The sequence below is a fragment of the Pseudarthrobacter sp. L19 genome (genome assembly GCF_050859435.1).
Classification (GTDB): domain Bacteria; phylum Actinomycetota; class Actinomycetes; order Actinomycetales; family Micrococcaceae; genus Arthrobacter.
The window spans coordinates 272,482-291,230 of record NZ_CP193935.1 but is presented as its reverse complement, the minus strand read 5'-3'; the positions used below and the strand labels follow the sequence as shown (position 1 = coordinate 291,230).

General features: G+C 64.5%; 15 protein-coding genes and 1 pseudogene. 11 read left to right on the top strand and 5 right to left on the bottom strand.

Going from position 1 to position 18,749, the window contains the following annotated elements; translation table 11 throughout:
• Nucleotides 1-459 precede the first annotated feature (459 nt).
• From ACRQ5B_RS01320 to ACRQ5B_RS01290, 7 genes and pseudogenes are all read left to right on the top strand, one after another.
• A pseudogene (locus ACRQ5B_RS01320) lies at nucleotides 460-1,778 on the top strand (aminotransferase class V-fold PLP-dependent enzyme).
• Nucleotides 1,775-2,236: a Fe-S cluster assembly sulfur transfer protein SufU gene (gene sufU / locus ACRQ5B_RS01315; protein ID WP_432396178.1), complete on the top strand. Its 462-nt coding sequence runs from the start codon at nucleotides 1,775-1,777 to the stop codon at nucleotides 2,234-2,236. The pseudogene ACRQ5B_RS01320 and the gene sufU overlap by 4 nt, the downstream one beginning before the upstream one ends.
• 443 nt (nucleotides 2,237-2,679) lie before the next feature.
• Complete coding sequence (locus ACRQ5B_RS01310) at nucleotides 2,680-3,264, top strand: hypothetical protein (protein ID WP_432396175.1); 585 nt, start codon at nucleotides 2,680-2,682, stop codon at nucleotides 3,262-3,264.
• A 20-nt stretch (nucleotides 3,265-3,284) separates the two neighbouring features.
• Nucleotides 3,285-4,100 (top strand): nucleotide sugar dehydrogenase, encoded by an 816-nt coding sequence (locus tag ACRQ5B_RS01305; RefSeq protein ID WP_432396173.1) that lies wholly within the window; start codon nucleotides 3,285-3,287, stop codon nucleotides 4,098-4,100.
• Nucleotides 4,101-4,187: 87 nt separating this feature from the next.
• Nucleotides 4,188-5,144, top strand: a complete 957-nt coding sequence (locus tag ACRQ5B_RS01300) for a GDP-mannose 4,6-dehydratase (RefSeq protein WP_432396170.1) — start codon at nucleotides 4,188-4,190, stop codon at nucleotides 5,142-5,144.
• Between the two features lie 159 nt (nucleotides 5,145-5,303).
• Nucleotides 5,304-7,184, top strand: coding sequence for an S-layer homology domain-containing protein (locus ACRQ5B_RS01295; protein WP_432396167.1), 1,881 nt, complete (start codon nucleotides 5,304-5,306; stop codon nucleotides 7,182-7,184).
• Nucleotides 7,185-7,425: 241 nt separating this feature from the next.
• Nucleotides 7,426-8,049 (top strand): hypothetical protein, encoded by a 624-nt coding sequence (locus ACRQ5B_RS01290; protein ID WP_432396164.1) that lies wholly within the window; start codon nucleotides 7,426-7,428, stop codon nucleotides 8,047-8,049.
• Nucleotides 8,050-8,069: 20 nt separating this feature from the next.
• Here the strand turns inward: ACRQ5B_RS01290 and ACRQ5B_RS01285 are convergent, their stop codons facing one another.
• The gene (locus ACRQ5B_RS01285; RefSeq protein WP_432396161.1) at nucleotides 8,070-8,594 is read right to left on the bottom strand and encodes a hypothetical protein; all 525 of its coding nucleotides are present in this window, start codon (nucleotides 8,592-8,594) and stop codon (nucleotides 8,070-8,072) included.
• Nucleotides 8,595-9,646: 1,052 nt separating this feature from the next.
• Here ACRQ5B_RS01285 and ACRQ5B_RS01280 point away from each other — a divergent pair.
• The 4 genes from ACRQ5B_RS01280 (at nucleotide 9,647) to ACRQ5B_RS01265 (ending at nucleotide 14,366) form a co-directional block, all read left to right on the top strand.
• Nucleotides 9,647-10,993 (top strand): polysaccharide deacetylase family protein, encoded by a 1,347-nt coding sequence (locus tag ACRQ5B_RS01280; RefSeq protein ID WP_432396159.1) that lies wholly within the window; start codon nucleotides 9,647-9,649, stop codon nucleotides 10,991-10,993.
• A 261-nt stretch (nucleotides 10,994-11,254) separates the two neighbouring features.
• Nucleotides 11,255-12,550 carry a polysaccharide deacetylase family protein gene (locus tag ACRQ5B_RS01275; RefSeq protein WP_432396156.1) on the top strand — a complete coding sequence of 432 codons (1,296 nt, stop codon included), beginning with the start codon at nucleotides 11,255-11,257 and terminating at the stop codon, nucleotides 12,548-12,550.
• Nucleotides 12,547-12,936: a hypothetical protein gene (locus ACRQ5B_RS01270; RefSeq protein WP_432396153.1), complete on the top strand. Its 390-nt coding sequence runs from the start codon at nucleotides 12,547-12,549 to the stop codon at nucleotides 12,934-12,936. The genes ACRQ5B_RS01275 and ACRQ5B_RS01270 overlap by 4 nt, the downstream gene beginning before the upstream one ends.
• On the top strand, nucleotides 12,933-14,366 hold the full coding sequence (locus ACRQ5B_RS01265) for a glycosyltransferase family 2 protein (protein ID WP_432396150.1): 1,434 nt from the start codon (nucleotides 12,933-12,935) through the stop codon (nucleotides 14,364-14,366). Before ACRQ5B_RS01270 ends, ACRQ5B_RS01265 begins: the two co-directional genes overlap by 4 nt.
• Nucleotides 14,367-14,459: 93 nt before the next feature.
• On the opposite strand, the gene ACRQ5B_RS01260 is transcribed toward ACRQ5B_RS01265, so the two are convergent.
• The 4 genes from ACRQ5B_RS01260 to ACRQ5B_RS01245 form a co-directional block, all read right to left on the bottom strand.
• Nucleotides 14,460-15,509 carry a hypothetical protein gene (locus ACRQ5B_RS01260; protein ID WP_432396147.1) on the bottom strand — a complete coding sequence of 350 codons (1,050 nt, stop codon included), beginning with the start codon at nucleotides 15,507-15,509 and terminating at the stop codon, nucleotides 14,460-14,462.
• A 732-nt stretch (nucleotides 15,510-16,241) separates the two neighbouring features.
• Nucleotides 16,242-16,460, bottom strand: coding sequence for an SCO4848 family membrane protein (locus ACRQ5B_RS01255; RefSeq protein WP_290258502.1), 219 nt, complete (start codon nucleotides 16,458-16,460; stop codon nucleotides 16,242-16,244).
• A gap of 3 nt (nucleotides 16,461-16,463) precedes the next feature.
• Nucleotides 16,464-16,961: a DUF2505 domain-containing protein gene (locus ACRQ5B_RS01250; RefSeq protein WP_412882465.1), complete on the bottom strand. Its 498-nt coding sequence runs from the start codon at nucleotides 16,959-16,961 to the stop codon at nucleotides 16,464-16,466.
• A 47-nt stretch (nucleotides 16,962-17,008) separates the two neighbouring features.
• Nucleotides 17,009-18,529, bottom strand: coding sequence for an SDR family oxidoreductase (locus ACRQ5B_RS01245; protein WP_432398652.1), 1,521 nt, complete (start codon nucleotides 18,527-18,529; stop codon nucleotides 17,009-17,011).
• Nucleotides 18,530-18,749: the final 220 nt, after the last annotated feature.

The following is an 18,749-nucleotide window of genomic DNA, read 5'->3' as shown; positions in this document are numbered from 1 at the left end:
GATTAACTTAAGTCAGTCAAGCGAAGCCCGCTGGGGGGCAAAGGTGGCTTAGATGTGAAGCACGTTAGCATTTGACGCACCGTAGCATGTGACGCACCAACTGAACCGACTTCCTTCGATGGAATCGTACGGGGCCTTCGGGCAGCCGTACCCCTAAGACGGAGCCGGCGGCGTCAGAGCCTTCTGAGACCGAGGCTCTCCCCCAGCCGCCGCCGGCTCCCTTTACGGTCTCCCCGCCCGGTGCATCGGGCGGCAGATGCAAGGACCAAACGCCCCGCCCGGGAACCCAAGGCCCGCTGGCGGGGCGTTTGTCTGCCCGGGGTAAGGGGGCCTCCGTGGGGCATCCGGCCAGGCCGTGGAATAATTAGGCTAAATCTGTGTAACGTAATCGGTCGCCCACGCCGCGCTCACCCGCAGGGCGGACGCCGACGCAGCGACTGCCGATCAGGAGTTCCACCCATGGTTGCACCACCAGCCCACCTGCCCAGCCCGGCCCCGGCCTTGGGAAACGACGAGGTCCTGAGGATCCGCAACGACTTCCCGATCCTCAACCGGCCCGTGAACGGCCAGCCGCTGGTGTATCTGGACTCCGGGGCCACCTCTCAGAACCCCATCAGCGTGCTCGAGGCCGAACAGGAGTTCTACGAGCAGCGCAACGCCGCCGTGCACCGGGGTGCCCACCATCTGGCCGTGGAGGCCACCGACGTCTTCGAGGACGCCCGGGAAACCGTCGCCGCGTTCATCGGCGCCGGCGACGACGAACTCATCTGGACCTCGAACGCCACCGAGGGCCTGAACCTGCTGAGCTATTCCTTCCTCAACGCCTCCCTGCCGGGCGCCCCGGCGGAGGCTGCCCGGTTCGCGCTGGGGCCAGGCGACCGGATCATGGTCACCGAGATGGAGCATCACGCCAACCTCATTCCGTGGCAGCAGCTAGCCGCCCGGACCGGCGCCACCCTGGACTACATCCCCGTGGACGACGCCGGTGTCCTGGACCTGGAGGCCGCCGCCCGACTGATCGGACCCCGCACCCGGGTCCTGGCCTTCACCCATGCCTCCAACGTCCTCGGCACCATCAACCCCGTCGCGGACCTGGTCGCGCTGGCCCGGGCCGCCGGCGCGCTGGTAGTCCTCGACGCCTGCCAGTCCGCCCCGCACCTGGAGCTCGACGTCAAGGCCCTGGACGTGGACTTCGCCGTCTTCTCCGGGCACAAGATGCTCGGGCCCACCGGGATCGGCGGCCTCTACGGTCGTTCGGAGCTGCTCAACGCCATGCCCCCTTCCTCACCGGCGGGTCCATGATCACCACGGTTACCATGGACCGCGCCGGCTTCCTGCCCAGCCCGCAGCGCTTCGAGGCCGGCACGCAGCGGATCTCGCAGGCGGTCGCGCTCGCTGCCGCGGCGAACTACCTGACCGAGACCGGCCTGGCCCGGATCCACACCTGGGAGGCCACACTCGGCCAGCGGCTCGTCGAGGGCCTTGAGGCTATCCCCGGTATCCGCGTGCTGGGCCCCGCCGCCGGCCGGGAACGGATCGGTCTGGCCGCGTTCGACGTCGCCGGCGTCCACGCCCACGACGTCGGGCAGTTCCTGGACAGCCGCGGCATCGCCGTGCGCGTGGGCCACCACTGCGCCCAGCCGCTGCACCGCCGTCTGGGCCTGACGGCGAGCACCCGCGCCAGCACCTACCTGTACAACACCACCGACGACGTCGACGCGTTCTTGGACGCCGTCGCCGGCGTCCGTCCCTACTTAACGCCTGAGGACCGCCCGTGAGCCTTGACCAGCTGTACCAACAAATAATCCTCGAGCACGCCAAGGAACGGCACGGCAACGGCCTGGACACGGGGGCGGAGTTCCCCGCGGGGGCCGCGTCCGGCCAGTCGCACCAGCTGAACCCGACCTGCGGCGACGAGATCACCGTGCGGGTGTCCGTGGCCGGCGGGAAGGTCAGCGACCTCCGCTGGGAGGGTGAGGGATGCTCGATCTCGATGGCGTCCGCCTCGGTCCTGACCGACCTCGCCGAGGAGCTCGACACGGCGGAGCTGCAGCGCATCATCGACAGCTTTCGGGAGGTGCTGCGCTCCCGCGGCAAGGTGGCCGCGGATCCGGAGATCCTCGGGGACGCGGCGGCGTTTGAGGGCGTGTCCCGCTACGCTGCGCGGGTCAAGTGCGCCATGCTGGCCTGGGTTGCCGCCGAGGACGCCCTGGGACAGGCTTCGCAGCCCACGTAGTTCCCACGAGATCCCGGCTCCCGGGCCGTTAACACTGCACGTCAGCCCCATAGGGCCTTTCGGCCCGGCCAAGTAGCAAAGCGAGTGGTCAAAGTTCGCGTAATCGCGTATTTGTCCCCCTCGCCGTACCTTACCCACCCAAAAGACGCGTAGGGCCCACTCGTGCCCGAAGTAGTCCGTCGTTTCTACGCTGAATCATGTTGGGGCATAGTCCACACGCGGAGTCACCACTACTCCGGGGAGCTGGCGCCGCACCGGACCCGAACCAGGGACGGGCGGTAGCAGCGTTACCCCGAGAAGCCGACTCCAATGAGTGAGCTACCCCCGCTTCTGTATCGATCGTGGCTGGGATGAATCGTTCGGATCTCACACTCTCCCTTTTGATGCGTTTGCGGCAAAAACGGATTCGACGGAAAGCACGCTCACTGGGAGGTCGGCGAACCATGGCACCGAACACTAAGACAAAAAACCGCAGGGCCAAGGCGCCTGCCCCGACCCAGTTGGTGGACGCCTCGCATCAATGGACCGATGAAGTCCAGGTCGAGCTGGCACCGATGCACACCGGGGACGTCATTTCGGCGGGGGAGGGAGCCGCCCGGGAAGTGGCCTTCGACTTCGATGTGGCCATCGTTGGACTGGGGTACGTCGGCCTGCCGACCGCCCTCGCCGCGAACGCATCGGGCCGGCGCGTCCTGGGGCTCGATGTCTCCGAAGCCCGGCTCGCTACCATCCGGGCCGAGGAGGCAGACCTCCTCGACTCGGACAGAGTCCGGCTTCGGTCCGCCCTCAACGACCCGACGTTCACGATCAGCACGGATGTGTCACAGCTGGCCCGCGCGGCCGCCGTGGTGGTCTGTGTACCGACGCCGGTGGACCCCTACCTCGTGCCGGACCTGGGAATCCTTAAGTCGGCGTGCGCGTCGGTCGTGGAGTTCGCCGTTCCCGGCCAACTCCTGATGCTGACGTCCACGACGTATGTCGGCACCACGAGGGACCTGCTCGCATCCCCCTGGCAGCCAGGGGCCTGATCCCTGGTCGTGACGTCTTCGTGGCCTTCTCTCCTGAGCGAATCAATCCGGGGGTCGACGCCTTTTCCCACGAGGACGTCCCGCGGGTGGTCGGCGGTGTGACGCAGGCCTGCGGCGATGCCGCCGCGGCCTTGCTGAGCGCGAGTACCAAGTCGGTACACAAGGTCCCGTCGGCCGACGTCGCCGAGATGACCAAGCTGGTGGAGAACACCTTCAGGGCCGTAAATATTGCCCTCGCTAATGAATTTGCGGATATCTGCCAGGGGCTCGGAATGGAGGTCATGGACGTCATCGAGGCGGCGTCCACGAAGCCCTATGGTTTCATGCCCTTCACTCCCGGGCCCGGGGTTGGCGGCCACTGCATCCCTTGCGACCCGCACTACCTGCTGTGGCAGCTGCGTAAGTCAAGGGTGACGGCGCCAGTGATCGAGCACGCAATGGCCGGCATCGCAGGCAGGCCGCACCAGGTCGTGGAGAAGGCCCGCAAAATCCTGTCAGAACGAAACCACGGCCTGACCGGGGCCCGGATCCTCATCATGGGCGTCGCCTACAAGCCCGACGTCGAAGATCTCCGCGAGTCGCCGGCACTGGAAATCATCGCAGAGCTGATCGCCGACGGTGCCGAGGTCGCCTACCACGACGAATGGTGCCCGACGGCGCCCGACGGGCACGGGGGACGGCTGGAATCCCTGCCGGATCCACGTGCGTGGAACGCCGACCTGGTCATCATGCACACGAGGCACTCGGCGATGGACACCGGCTGGCTTTCAGAGGCATCCGCCGTGCTCGACACGACATACCGCTTGCCGAACGACGCCAACGTGACCCGCCTCTAAGCGGTATCTGAAAACGCCACACCAACGAGAAAGTAGTAGCAATGAAGACCACAATTACTGGGGGGCGGCTTCATTGGAAGTCACCTGGTGGAACACCTGCTGAGTGCAGGCGACGAAGTTACCGTGATCGACAACTTGTCCACAGGCCGCCTAGAGAATCTCCGCGACGTCATAGGACACCGGAATTTCCGCTTCATAGAAGGGGACATCCTGGATAAGGCCGCTGTCGACAAGGCGGTAGCCGGGGCCAATCGTGTCTTCCACCTGGCTGCAGCGGTGGGGGTGAATCTCATCGTCGAGCACCCGCTGGAGAGCCTCCGGACGAACATCCACGGAACCGAAGTCGTGTTGGACTCGGTGCTGGCCAACGGGGCCTCGCTCCTGTTGGCATCCACCAGCGAAATCTACGGGAAGAACACGGCCGACAGCCTCAACGAGGACGCTGATCGGATCCTCGGGTCGGCCCTTAAATCGCGGTGGACGTATGCGGCGGCGAAAGGTATCGATGAGGCGTTCGCCCACGCGTACTGGCGCGAGTTCGGTCTCGAAGTGGCTATCGTGCGACTCTTCAACACCGTGGGTCCCCGGCAGACCGGGCGCTACGGCATGGTGGTGCCGAGACTGATCCGGCAGGCACTGGCGGGCGAGCCGTTGACCGTATACGGCGACGGACGGCAGACCAGGTGCTTCTCCTACGTCGGCGACATCGTCCCCGCTATCACCCGGATTTCCGAGGTTCCGTCCGCATACGGACAGGCCTTCAATCTTGGTGGCAGCTACGAAATTTCGATTCTCACGTTGGCCGAGCGGATCATCGAGCTTCTCGGAAGTGAAAGCGATATCCGCTTCGTTCCCTATGAAGAGGCTTACGCAGAGGGCTACGAGGACATGCGGCGGAGGGTTCCGGACAACGGTAAGGCCCGGCAGCTCGTTGGTTTCGACCCCAAAACCACCCTGGATCAGATCATCCGGAATGTGGCGGCGGACCAGCGATCCGAAACTCAAGCTGGAGGCCGATTGAAGGTGTCAATGGCAGGGAATTAGTTACCCCCGCAGCATCATCATCGGCCAGGCAGAGAAACCGCACGCAATTTCGAGGGAGAACCAAAAGTCATGAGCTTGTTCCATCAAACACCTCCACAGAAATCTCCGCCCTCGGTTGCTAGGCGGAGGACAACCGGAACGGGACGCTACAGAAGCCTGGTGACGGGATCACTTGGCATCGCAATGGCTGCGGGCCTTCTCGGAGTCTCGGTACCGGCCGCTCATGCAGCCAATCCAACAATTGTGTCGTTTACTTTCGACGACGGAAACTCGGACCAATTGCCCGCTGCAGCCAAGCTGAAGTCCGCCGGCATGGCCGGGACCTTCTTCCTCAACTCCGGGTTCCTCAACGGCGCCAATCATCTCACCTCGGCCCAGGCGCAGGCGCTCCAGGCGGACGGCCACGAGATCGGCGGCCACACGGTCACCCACGCCGACCTCGCTCAGGTCGGCCCCGATGAGCTGAAACGCCAGGTATGCAATGACAGGGTGACGCTCACCTCGCTGGGCCTCAAGGTGGCCAACTTCGCCTATCCCTTCGCCAGCACCAGCGCCGAGGCGCAAGCCGCTGTGGCGGCATGTGGCTATAACAGCGCTCGCGGCCTCGGCGACATCAAGAGCAAGGTTCCGGGCACGGAGACGTTCCCCGTAGCCGAGACCATCCCGCCTGAATCCCCTTTCCTTACCAAAGCGCCGGACCAGCTGGACAACACATGGACTCTTGCCGACATGCAAAACCTGGTAACGAATGCTCAGAATGGCGGCGGCGGCTGGGTCCAGCTCACCTTCCACCATGTTGGCGATGGAGTTGATCCCAGTTCCGGTGTGGCAGACCCGCTCTCCGTAAGCACTGCAAATTTCAATGCCTTCGTTGATTGGGTGGACACCCAGAAGGCAAACGCGACGAGCCCTGTCCAGGTGAAGACGGTCGCTGCCGTCATCGGAGGCGCTGTAAAGCCGGTGGTCAACGGGCCGGCTGCACCGGCTCCTCAAACGGCCGGAAATTTGATCAAGAATCCGAGCCTCGAAACTCCGGGGCTCAACGGATCCACCGTCCCGCGCTGCTGGCAGGAGGGCGGCTACGGGGCAAATACGAGGGTCTTCTCCAGGGTGGTCCCGGGACACGCGGGAACGACAACGGCGTCCGAGCAATTAGTTCTCTCAGCCCACACCAGCGGGTCGGGTGCACTCTTGCCCTATCTTGATACCGGTGAATGTGCCCCAAGCGCCGCGGCGGGCCACTCCTACCGAGCGATGGCTTGGTACAAGGCAACGACCACCACCCAGTTCGACATTCATTACCGCACGGGAACCGGGTCCTGGGTCTACTGGACTTCCAGCCCGTACTTCCCTGCCTCATCCACCTGGGTCCAAGCGAGCTGGGACACGGGCGCTGTCCCGGCGGGAGCTACCGCAATAAGTGTCGGCCTGAACCTTATCAATAACGGAACTCTGACGACTGACGATTACGAGTTGTACGATTTGGCGGGGGTCAAGACGTTTAGCGACGTGAGCTCCACCAACCAGTTCAACCGGGAAATCAGCTGGCTCTCCAACAACCTGATCACTCAGGGCTATCCGGATGGTACCTTCCGACCCGTATCTTCGATAAGCCGAGAGGCCATGGCGGCGTTTCTCTACCGACTTGCGGGAAGCCCTGCTGTGCCCTCCAATGCACCAACCTTCGTTGACGTCCCCGCCGGTAGCCAGTTCTACAATGAAATTCGCTGGCTTGCCTCTAAGGGCATGACGACGGGCTGGCCTGATGGAACGTTTAGGCCAGGAAATCCGGTAAACCGAGACGCTATGGCAGCATTCCTCTACCGTTACAACGGCAAGCCGGCAGTGCCGGCCTCGGCGCCCTCTTTCCCCGACGTCACGCAGTCAAATATGTTCTACAACGAGATTCGTTGGCTGGCAGCGACTCAGATCACGACCGGCTATCCCGACGGACTGTTCCGTCCCGTTCAACCGATCAACAGGGATGCGATGGCTGCCTTTATCTACCGCTATAACCTCAACTTCCCTAAGCTGTTCTAACATCCGCGTAGGAGAAAGTCAGGGCGGCCGTAATTCCGGTTTTTCCGGAGTTGCGGCCGCCCTTCATGTAAAGACGGAGATTGTCCGGGGAGGCAAAATGTCCACACATCGTCCGGTTGCTCAGGGCACCCTTGTAAGGCTCGTCGGCTTAGGTGCTATCTTCACGCTAGTCTCGTGTTCGGGGCCGTCCCCTGCCCCAAGTCCTACGCCGTCGTCCGGCTATCCATGGCACACAGGCATCGTGGCCACAACGTTCTGGGTGGGCGAGATCTTTGACCCCAATGCCGAAGACGGCAGCCAGGTCACCTCAACCTATGACAGCGAATGGCTAAAGAGCTACGGCGGCTGCGACGGTGTCGTCAAGGATAACGGCTGCAAGACCGAGCCCAGGTCGAGTTCGAACGACTACTTCCCCAGCAGCATGACGCCGAAAGAGAACCCGTTCTACCTCGACCTGCCGTTCGACGACGTGAACAATGCCGCCGCATTTCAGGAGCGGGGATCGGTAGTTCCTTGGGCCAAGGAGTCGACCTTCGCGGGTCAGTCCAGCAACCCCCGTGTGAGCCTCATGAAGAACCGGTGGGTCAAGGTCAGGATGAACGGCAAAGAGTGCTACGGACAGATCGAAGACGCCGGGCCGGGCGAGTACCAGGACAAAGCCTACGTCTTCGGCTCCGATGACGCGCGGCCCAAGAACGCAAAATTCAATGGCGCCGGCATGGACGTCTCGCCCGCACTCAACGGCTGCCTCGGCTTCAAGGACATCGACGGCGAAAATGACAAGGTCGACTGGCAGTTCGTCGACCGCAGGGACGTCCCGGCCGGACCCTGGCTCAAGATTGAAACGACGACACCGGTCCAATGATGGCCGTTCCGCCGTAAAAATCAGTTCATCCGGCCCGTCATCCCGGAACCCAGGATTCGGGCGAACTGTCCGGGAACTTGCTCCACACCGCTGCAGGCATGGTCCGGCCCGTCGATTCCATTACCTGGGGGACAGGCTGCGTCCCGGTTGAGCGACCACATCGACAAGCGCTGCACGCCCTTGGACGAGGCATAATCCCGGAGAGCCTCTGCGGCGTCGGTCGAAAACACTTCGTTAGGGAAGTCGTTCTGACCGATCATCGGCGTCAGCCCGATTTTTGACCAGATGGCACTGCTGGAGAGATTGACGCCCGCCCGCTGATAGATAATGTCCAGTTGATCGTGCGTGAAAGAGGCCGCCGATTTGGACGCCTCCGCCATACTCTGAGAGCTCGTTCGGCTCTCTCCGTAGTTCATTGTCATGATGTTCACCCCGGTTAGCTCCACGCCGGCGGCGAGCATCTGCTCGACGGCAGCGATTCCCGCATCAGTCAGCCCCCTGGGGGAGGCGGGAAGGGTGAGCCAGACTCCGAATCCTTTGTCCAACGGCCCTCGTTCCGTCTGGATCTGGCGGATTGCCTGGGCCCGTCTCTCTCCGGCGGCGCTGTCCAGGAGGTTGTCACCTTCGATGTCGAAGTCCAGGAGTGTGGGGAGTATCGCCTCAGGACCGAGCGGTAAGCTGCGGTCAGGGCTGACTGATCCTTACAGGCGTTGGCGAGCTCCTGATTCACCGAGCCGCCGAACGAGACACCTATCCGGCCGCCGCCGGATACCATGGCCTTGACACGGTCGTCCAGTTTGAGCTGCTGACCGGCGTCGTCGAGGTTGTACAGGTGTCCCCAGCTCGGCACACACGGGTCACCGGGCGACGCGACGATAAAGGACAGGACCACATCCTTGGCGCCGGACGATTCGAAAGCGTATGTGGGCGTGACGGTGACGTCGGTGTAGCCGGCAAACCACGGTGGTCCCGGGGCGTTCCGACCCGGCCAGAATCTAATCATCAGAAGCACCCCCACGAGAACTACGAGGACGACCGAGCCGGTGATGACGGCACGGCGGACCCGGGGTAGGGCCTCCCGCCAAGCGTCTCTGCGCCGCAGCCGACGGCGGACCCTCGGCATCGATGCTGGATCGGAGGGCCGCTCCAGGTCGCTGTGCGTGGTCATTCAACCCTTCCACTCCCCGAACGTCCTCATCTCAGCACTATTTCACCACGAACGCCGGGCACCTGGGGCGGAGAGTGCCGACGGCGTGTGGAATGTTCCCACCGCCGCTACCTGTGTCGCCGGTGCGGAAAGACGAGTAGGGATCACTCGTGCCGCAACCCGTGCAGGTCCTTAGCATTTTTGCTGTCGGCTGCATCAGGAATGCCCGGGGTTAGTCCTCGGGGCGTCACCACTGACGCGTATCGGACTCAGGGCACGACATCGCACTCAGGGCACAACGAATGGAGGGGCCTCAGGCTGGCAACTGAACACCATGTGTGGTCAGGAATGATGAGAGGGGCATCTTGAATGGCGGAGACACCCAGGCACGAACGCGGAAAGCATCCCCGGTGGGGACGCATCCCCGGCGCCCGCACCCGTACGGGCGCCATGCTGGTCATTGCCGGGTTGGTACCCCTGCTGGCGATGGCATCATCGACGCTCTCGGCCCCGGGGGTGCAGACCGGCCCCGGCTCGCCGGCCGGACAGGGAACCGGCCCGTCGTCGTCGCCAACCATCCCGCCGACTACGGTGAGTCTGACATTCGACGGCGGCCGATCAGATCAGATGGCAGCCGCGGACATCCTCGAGGGGCACGGCCTGCGAGGGACATTCTTCGTGAACTCCGGATTCCTGGGTCAGCCGGACTTTATGTCGGAGGGTGACCTGCACACTCTTGAGGCGGCAGGCAACGAGATCGGCGGGCACACAGTTTCCCTGGCCGACCTGGGCACAGTGGTGGGGGACGAAGCAGCCCGGCAGGTCTGTATGGACCGGAGTTCCTTGCTCGCCTTAGGCTTCAAAGTTTCGTCATTTGCCTACCCGTTCGGCACAGTGACTCCAGAGGCGCAGCAACACGTGGCAGCCTGCGGCTACAACAGTGGCCGGGGAAGCGGTGGCATCAAGAATCCTTTCGGGTGCCAGGACTGTGCCGTGGCCGAAACGACCCGGCCCGCCGATTCCTTCAGCACGAAGGCGGTAGAAGTAGGCAATAACTGGACCCTCGACGATCTGCGCGGCGTCGTCCTATCCGCCGAGCGGAGCGGTGGATGGCTGCAACTGGCTTTCGCCGACATCGCAGACAGCGGTACAGGCCAGTCGCTCAGCCCCCGAGTTTTCGCTGATTTCGTGGCATGGCTGGTTTCGGGTGCGAGAGACAACCCGGCGTCGGTGCGCACCGTTCACGAGGTTATCGGCGGCGTTACGAAGCCCTCGGTGCAGGGGCCGGCCACACCACCCGCCGCAGCGGGTAGAAATGCACTCGCGAATCCCGGCCTCGAGGAACAAGGAAAGTACGGGCTACCGCGGTGCTGGCAGATCGGGTCCTACGGCGAGAACGCAGCGATTTTGAGTACTCTCAGCCCGGGCCGCAGCGGTCAGGTTGCCCGTCGCCTGGACGTCACCGGCTATAAGTCCGGCGACGCCAAACTTCTCCCCACTCTCGATCTCGGCGAATGCTCACCCAGCGTCCAGCCGGGTCACGCCTATTCGGTCAGCGCTTGGTACACCTCTACCGCGCCCACACAGTTTGAGTTCTACTACCGCAACAAGGCTGGCACCTGGACCTACTGGACCGCCAGCCCATGGTTTCCTGCGGGGCCCGCTTACCGGCAGGTCCAATGGACGACTCCGGTGGTTCCCGGCGATGCCGTCGGGATCAGCTTTGGCCTGAATCTTTTCAGCGATGGCCAGCTCGCCACCGACGATTACGAAATGTTGGACGCAGGCGTGCCATGACAGCCGCCGGCGGAAACTCGATAGAAGCCAGAATGTGGTGCCCCGCAAGGAAGCGAGCAGGAAATGCAAGCAAAGAGTAGGCCAGAGGCCGCCAACCGACCCGATACCCGCAGATGGGGGGCGCTCATCTTCAGAAGGATCGTCACAGCCGTCGGTATCCTCGCCCTGACCGTGGCCGGGTTCGCGGCAGGTGCTCCGGCGGCTGTTGCGGCGGCTCCCACAGTCGTTTCACTAACGTTCGATGATGGCAACGCGGACCAAATGAACGCCGCCCAGATTTTGAATGACAAGGGACTGAAGGGGACGTTCTATATCCCATCGGGTTCCGTGGGTACCCAGAACTACCTGACCCTGGCCAATCTTAAGAGCCTTGCGTCCGCCGGACATGAAATCGGCGGCCACACCGTCACACATCCGGACCTGACGACGCTTACAACGGACGAAGCGACGCGACAGATCTGCAACGACCGGGTCAACCTGAGCAACTGGGGTTTTCAGGTCAGGAATTTCGCTTATCCCTTTGCCGCGGAAAACTCGACGATCGAAGGAATCGTCAAGAACTGCGGCTACAACAGCGCACGCGGGTTGGGTGACATCAAAACCCGGTTCAGCTGCCCCGGCTGCCCGCTGGCCGAGACCATTCCACCGGCCAACCCTTACAACACGGCCGCACCGGATGAGGAGGACTCCTCCTGGACCCTTGCGGATCTCCAAAAGTCCGTGACCCAGGCCGAGACAGCGGGCGGGTGGGTGCAGTTCACCTTCCACCACGTGGCCGCCACCAGTGCTGATCCGCTCAACATTACCCCCAGCCTGCTGACCCAGTTTGCGGCATGGTTGAAGGCGCGTCCGGCAACGACGACGGTCAAGACCGTTGACCAGGTGATCGGCGGCAGCACCAAGCCGCTTGTTTCGGGCCCGGCGGTCCCGCCCCCGCCCAGCAGCGGAAACCTCGTGCGCAACCCCGGCCTGGAAACGCTCTCGGGTGCGACTCCGCAATGCTGGCAAACCGGAGGCTTCGGAACTAACACGGCGAACTTCAGCGTCGTCAGCCCGGGCCGCGGCGGAAACGTTGCGGAAAGGTTGGTCGTCACAAACTACGTGAATGGCGACGCCAAACTGCTGCCATCCCTGGATCTTGGCGGCTGCTCGCCCGGCGTTACCGCCGGCCACACCTATAACCTGGCGGCCTGGTACACCTCGACGGCTGCTACGCAGTTTGCCCTGTACTACCGGACCGGCATCGGCTCATGGGTCTACTGGACGTCCAGCCCGTGGTTCGGAACTGCGTCCGCCTTCCAAAAGGCCAGCTGGACGACGCCCCCCGTCCCCAGCGGTGCCACCGGGCTGAGCTTTGGACTCAACCTCTTCAGCAATGGGACGCTGACGACCGACGATTACGAGATGTATGACTCGGCGACCGCGCCCACGCCGCCCCCACCCCTGCAGGGACGAACCTCGTCCAGAATGCGAGTCTCGAAACCCCGGGTTCCCCGACTCCTCAGTGCTGGCAAACCGGAGGGTACGGAACGAACACGGCGGCCTTCAGCACGGTGACGGCGGCGCATTCGGGTGCGGCGGCTGAACGACTGACCGTCACGGGCTACAGCAGCGGCGACGCAAAACTGCTGCCGACCATGGACTCCGGATCGTGTGCTCCGCCGGCGATTGCCGGGCACACCTATTCACTCCGGGCGTGGTACACATCCACCGCCGTTACCCAGTTCGCCCTCTACTACCGGAACGCATCGGGTAGCTGGGTCTACTGGACCTCCGGACCCTGGCTGGCCGCAGCCGCGACCTACACACAGGCCAGCTTCACGACGCCGGCGCTCCCCGCGGGAGCGACAGCCATCAGTTTCGGCCTGAACCTGTTTAGCAACGGCACCCTGACAACCGATGACTACGCGATGTACGACTCGGTAGGAGCGCCGGCGTTATGACGGCCGTTTATATCGTGTTGGTCCTGGGAATCAGCACCATCTTCTGGGCGCTGGTGGGGCTCTCCCGGATTTCGATCGAGACCTACCACCGGCAGAAGGCCTTTATTCCCCCACTGGGTTTCACGGGACCGCGGCGGTTCTGGCCGGGGGAGGGTTTTGGCGCCCGGAGTTTTCCGGCCGTCCCCTCCCACGGCCGCGCCGCCCGCATCAGCCGGGTACACGGGCGACGCAAGGCGAAGCCGCATAAGGTAACCCCTGCCGACGTCGCGGTTCTCGTGGCCGCGCACAACGAGGAGCTGGTCATCAGCGCTACGATCCGCACCGCATCGGCCCTCGTTCCAGTGCAGAACATCTTCGTCATCTCCGACATGTCCACCGACAACACCGCCGCGATCGCGCGCAACGCAGGGGTCAACGTGTTGGAGCTGGATCCCAACCGCGGGAAGGCCGGGGCGCTCGCGGCGGGTATCGCCCATTTTGACCTGTGCAACCGCTTCGAAGTGGTGATGTTGCTTGACGCCGATACCAGGCCGGCGCCTGACTATCTTGCAACGGGACTTCCGCTGTTCTCAGATCCGGGCGTGGTTGCGGTTGCGGGTCGGGCGAAGTCGATCATGAGCCCCAAATCCAAGACTCTCATCGGGCGGTTCCTGGTTGATTACCGGGAACGCCTGTACATCGTGGTGCAATTGCTCCTCAAATACGGCCAGGCGGCCAAGGGTGCAAATGTCGTGTCCATCGTCCCGGGATTCGCCAGTATGTACCGCACCAGTGCGCTGGCAAAAGTGAACGTGCTGGCACCCGGACTGGTCATTGAGGATTTCAACATGACCTTCGAGCTGCATGCCAAGAAGCTCGGCAAGATCGCGTTCCACCCGTCGGCTGCCGTGGCCTATACCCAGGATCCCGACACTTTCGAGGACTATACAAAGCAGGTGCGCCGGTGGATTCTGGGCTTTTGGCAGACCGTCCGCCGGCACCGGCTGCAGGCGGGGAAATTCTGGCTGGCCCTGGTTTTCTACATCACCGAGCTGCTCTTTAGTTGTGCGTTTTTCGTCCTGATGATTCCGATTTTGATTGTCTCCGTCATCGCGACCGAGCAACTGCAGGCGGGCAACACGTCGCCCCAAATCGTCGCGCTTGCTGGGCTGATCCGCCCCCAGGATGTGCTGCTGGGGGTCTTTCTGCCGGATCTGCTCCTCACGGTTATCGCAGCCATTGCACTCCGACAGCCATCGTTTCTGCTGCGTGCTCCGTTTTTCCCGCTGATGCGGATCGTCGATGCCGCCATCTGCCTGATGGTGCTGCCGAAGGCGTTCTCTTCGCAGTCCTCGGGTGTTTGGAAGAGCCCGACCCGTCGCGCCCAAGGCCTCCCGCAGGGCGCCTCTCTCCAAGGCCAGCCCAGTCCGGAGGCCCGGTTTACCGGGTAGGCCGCAGGCCCCGGCCTGAAGGAAAATAAGCCCCCGGCGCTGGGAAGCGCCGGGGGCTTATCTGGCCCACGTGGGCTTGGTGCGGAAGAGGCCTTAGCTGACGCCGGAGGTGGTCTCCACGGTAAGCCATGGGCCGGCCGGAACGGCAGACCTGTCAACGAAGGACCACGAGACGTGGTCGCCGCTGCCGTTGAGTTCTGCGAAGCCGAGGCATCCGTTCAGCGCCGGGGAGACATCCATTCCGGCCCCCTGCGTCGCGTCGACAGAGAAATCGGTGTTGGCCGGCCGGGCGTCGTTGGTGCCAAAGACATAGGCCGCATCATGGTATGCCGAACCGCTGGAAGGGCCCGCATCCTCGACCTGGCCGTAGCAGACCTTGCCGTTAGGACCGGTCAGTTTCACCCAGTGGTTCTTCATGTAGCTGTAGCCCGGGTCCGCGCAGTGGTTGACACCGGTGGCGGCGTTGTCGGCGGCCGCCCAGGGGATCACCTGGCAGCGTTGCTGGAAAGCGGTAGCGTCGTTGACGTCGTCAAACGGCAGATCCAGGTAGAAGGGGTTTTCCTTCGGGGCGGGCTGGTGCTTCGGGAAGTAGCCATTGGAGGCGTCACGGGCCTCGGTCGAGCACGTGAAGCTGTTACCCGATCCGGCACTGACGCCGTCGCAACCGCCGTAGATGCTTCCGGGGCAGCCGGAGGCGCTCTGGGCGGTGGTGCCGAGGTTGACACCGGTGTGCTTGAAGGCCCACTGGCTGCTGTACGTGGAGCAAACCTGCGACCCGTCGGACAGGCTTGCGTTGAAGATCTCGCCAACCCAGAACGTCGTGCTCACGATGTTGGTGTGCAGCGGGTTGGTTCCGGTGGAGGCGGCGGGAGCAAGCGTCGGGGCCGCCTTAGTTGACGGCTTCGCCACAGCGGCAGGTGCCGCCGGCGCGGTCGTGGCCGGCTTGGCGGAGGGTGCCGCGGCCGGGCTCGTAGCAGGTGCCGCTGCAGCCGTCGTCGCCTGGGAGGGGGTTTCCGTGGGCGAGGGGGCGGGTGTACGGCTGGCGGTGGGTGCCGCCTTCGCGGCGGTTGGAAGTGCGGACGACGCTCCAAGGGAAGACGACGTCGAGGCGCAACCGGAGGCGAGCGCGCCGATAAGCAGCACCAGCAGGGCAAGGATGGATGGACTTACTTTTTCATAAAGGGATGCTTGTTCTGTTTGGGGGCATGGAAAAGGGCAGCACGGCGCCGACGGGCGCGCACTGCCCATGACCACAGCTGCACGGCTGAGCCGTAGTTGTTCAAAACCAGGTTCGCCGGCACCGGCGGGGTCGCCGGGTTCGTTCCCCGGCGCGCTCTCCCCAGAGCTGCCAGGCGGACGCCGCGGCCCTTGAGACCGAATCGTGCAGGCTCTACCTTACATGGCACCCGGCGGACGGTTGCCGCGCCGAGGCCCTACAGGCAGTGGGCTGTGATCTTTGGCACGTTTCCCGGAGTCGGTTGGACGCATCCCGAAGGACCGCGTGAGGCGGCCGTGCGAATCCACTCCCCGAGACTGGCTAAAACCAGGAATTTACAAAGACACCCCGGTCAACAGGAAAGTCGACCGGGGTGTCAATAACAGTAGTTACGCCGTGTTGACAATGAACTGATGTCAAAGCGGAAAGAGGCCTATCAGGCCGACTAGAATGACGAGGAGAACGAGGGAAAAATAGAGGGACCAGTTTCGCTCGTCAGGTTTTCTGTGGCTGCCGTGCCAAACCCGTTCCATGCCGTTGGTGCTCATGAAATTATTAGACGGCGGGTGGCCGAGAGTTCCCAGAGTGCTCCCTACCCGTAATTCACCATCACCGGCGGGTCTGCTACCTACCTACTTACTGGCGAAGGGACCGCGGAATCAGAAGAGACCGGCGATCCCGATCCCGGCCGTGGCCGCGCCGAGCACCATCGAGATGCTGACCAGCACCACGTGCACGGTCAGGAACCGGGTGGCCTTGCCGTTGGCGTCACGGGCCCGCGGATCGTTGCGCACGCGGCGCAGGAACTGCGGCCAGACCACCAGCGACCAGATGCCGGCAATGATCAGGACGACGGCGGCTAGGACGGGAAGCTCCATGGCCTAGTGGCTTTCGAGCCAGGCCTGCGCCTGGGTGGCCTGGATGTTCAGGGCCTTGCCCACCATCGGCTCGGCGGCGTCAGCGATCTTCCCGCCGAGGAACGGCACGGAGGAGGACACGGTGCCCTCCAGTTCGATCCGGGTGCTGCCACCCTCGGCCACGAGCCGCTGCACAGCGTTGACGTCCAGCGGGGCGCCCGCGACCTTGAGGGAGATGTTGCTTTCGCGCGAACCGTCGGCCGCCGGGGCGCCCCAGCTCTCGAGCTGGGTGACCTTCAGGCTCTCGCCGACGAACTTCCGGGCGATGTCCGGCATCCGGGTGGTGGGGATGGTGCGCACGGTGGTGGTGTTGAATGCGCCGGCCGGATCGCCGTCGACGGCGAACGATTCCAGGGTGCCGCCGACCAGTTCACTGGTGTGGCGCAGGAAGTCCTCGTTGGCGAAGACTGCCGTGACACTCTCGACGGTGTGGGGAAGGGTGGTGGATGCGCTCAGGGCCATTAGGGTCCTCCAGGGGGTGGAAGGGGTCGTTTCGGGCTCCCAACATCTTACGCGTTGGGTCCGGCCGGTTCCGATTCGGCCTTCGTTTCCCTCTCCGGTTGGGTCCCGGGGTCCGTCCCGGGCTCTGTCTCTGCGAGGCGTTGGGCCGCGGCCGCGATATTCCGCGACATGGCGGGGAAAATCAGGCTGTGGAACGGCAGCACGGCCAGCCAGTAAAGCTTGCCGCTGAGGCCCTTGGGGAAGAAGATGGCCCGCTGCCGGTAGAGGCTGCCGTTGCCCTCAGGTTCCACCATGAGCTCCAGCCAGGCCCGGCCCGGGGCGCGCATCTCGGCGCGGAGCCGGAGCAGCCGGCCGCGGTCGATCCGCTCCACCCGCCACCAGTCCACCACTTCGCCCTCGGCCAGCAGCCGAGGGTGGCGCCGGCCGCGGGCCAGCCCGGCGCCGCCGGTCAGCTTGTCCAGCCAGCCGCGCACGCTCCACGCCAGCGGCAGGGAATACCAGCCGTTCTGCCCGCCGATGCCTTCAATGATGGTCCAGACGTGGTCCGGGGGCGCCGGGCTGGAGTAGCTGCGCTCGTCCACGTAGACCCGGTGCCCGGCCCACTCCGGGTCGCTCGGCAGCGGGTCGGCGTCGGCGCCCGCGTTGGCCCACGTGGTCTCCACCTGCCCGTCGCGTTCCCGGCCCAGCGCCAGGGCGACGGCGCGGCGGTAGGGGGTCAGGCCGCCCTCGGGCAGCGGGATGTAGTCATCGATGTCGTGTTCGCGCGCCACGGCGTCGTGCTGCAGCGATTCCACCAGCGGCAGCGACATGGACAGCGGAATCGGGGTGGTCAGGGCCACCCACATGCCGGCCAGCTTCGGGGCCGGGACCGGCAGGGCCAGCACCATCCGGTAGGGCAGCCCAGCCTCCGCGGCGTACTCCTGCATCATCCCGGCGTAGGTGAGCACCTGCCGGGAGCCGATGTCGAAGGTGCGGTTGATCGGGCCCTCCAGCGAGGCGGCGCCGACCAGGTAGTAGAGCACGTCGCGCACGGCGATGGCCTCGATCTTGTTCCGCACCCAACTGGGGGCCGGCATCAGCGGCAGCGTCTCGGACAGGTGCCGGATCATCTCGAAGGACGCGGAGCCGGAGCCGATCACCACGCCGGCCTGGAAGACGACGGCGTCCACGGGGCTGTCCAGGAAGATCCTGCCCACGGCCTCGCGGGAGCGCATGTGGGTGGAGAGCTCGGCTCCGGAGGGGTGCAGGCCGCCGAGGTAGACGATCCGGTCCACGCCGGCGGACTCGGCCGCCTCCGCGGTGAGGGCCGCCATTTCCTTTTCCTTGGCCTCGAAGCCGGAACCGCCGGCCATCGAGTGGACCAGGTAGTAGAGGACGTCGACGCCGGCCAGGGCCGCCTTGAGTGCCGCGCCGTCGTCGAGGCTGCTCTGCACCACCTCCACCTGCTCCAGCCAGGGCACGCCCGCGATCTTCGCCGGCGTCCGGACCAGGACCTTGACCTTGTGCCCGGCCTCCAGCAGCCGGGGGACCAGCCGCCCGCCGATGTAGCCGGTGGCGCCGGTGACCAGGACCGTCTTCGGGTGCGGGGTAGGGGGATGCCGGTCATTGCGGGTGGCTCCTTCTCGTTGCGGATATTAGCCATTCGGAGCGGCGGGGCCGCCGGACGTCCCTGCTGCCATGGGACAGGCGTGGCAGGGAGCCGGAACGGGCCGGGCCCGTCCTGCCAGCTTAGCCTGCGGGTGCCCGGTCCGCTCCGGTGGCGGTAGGCTGGAATCACCCGGGATTCTT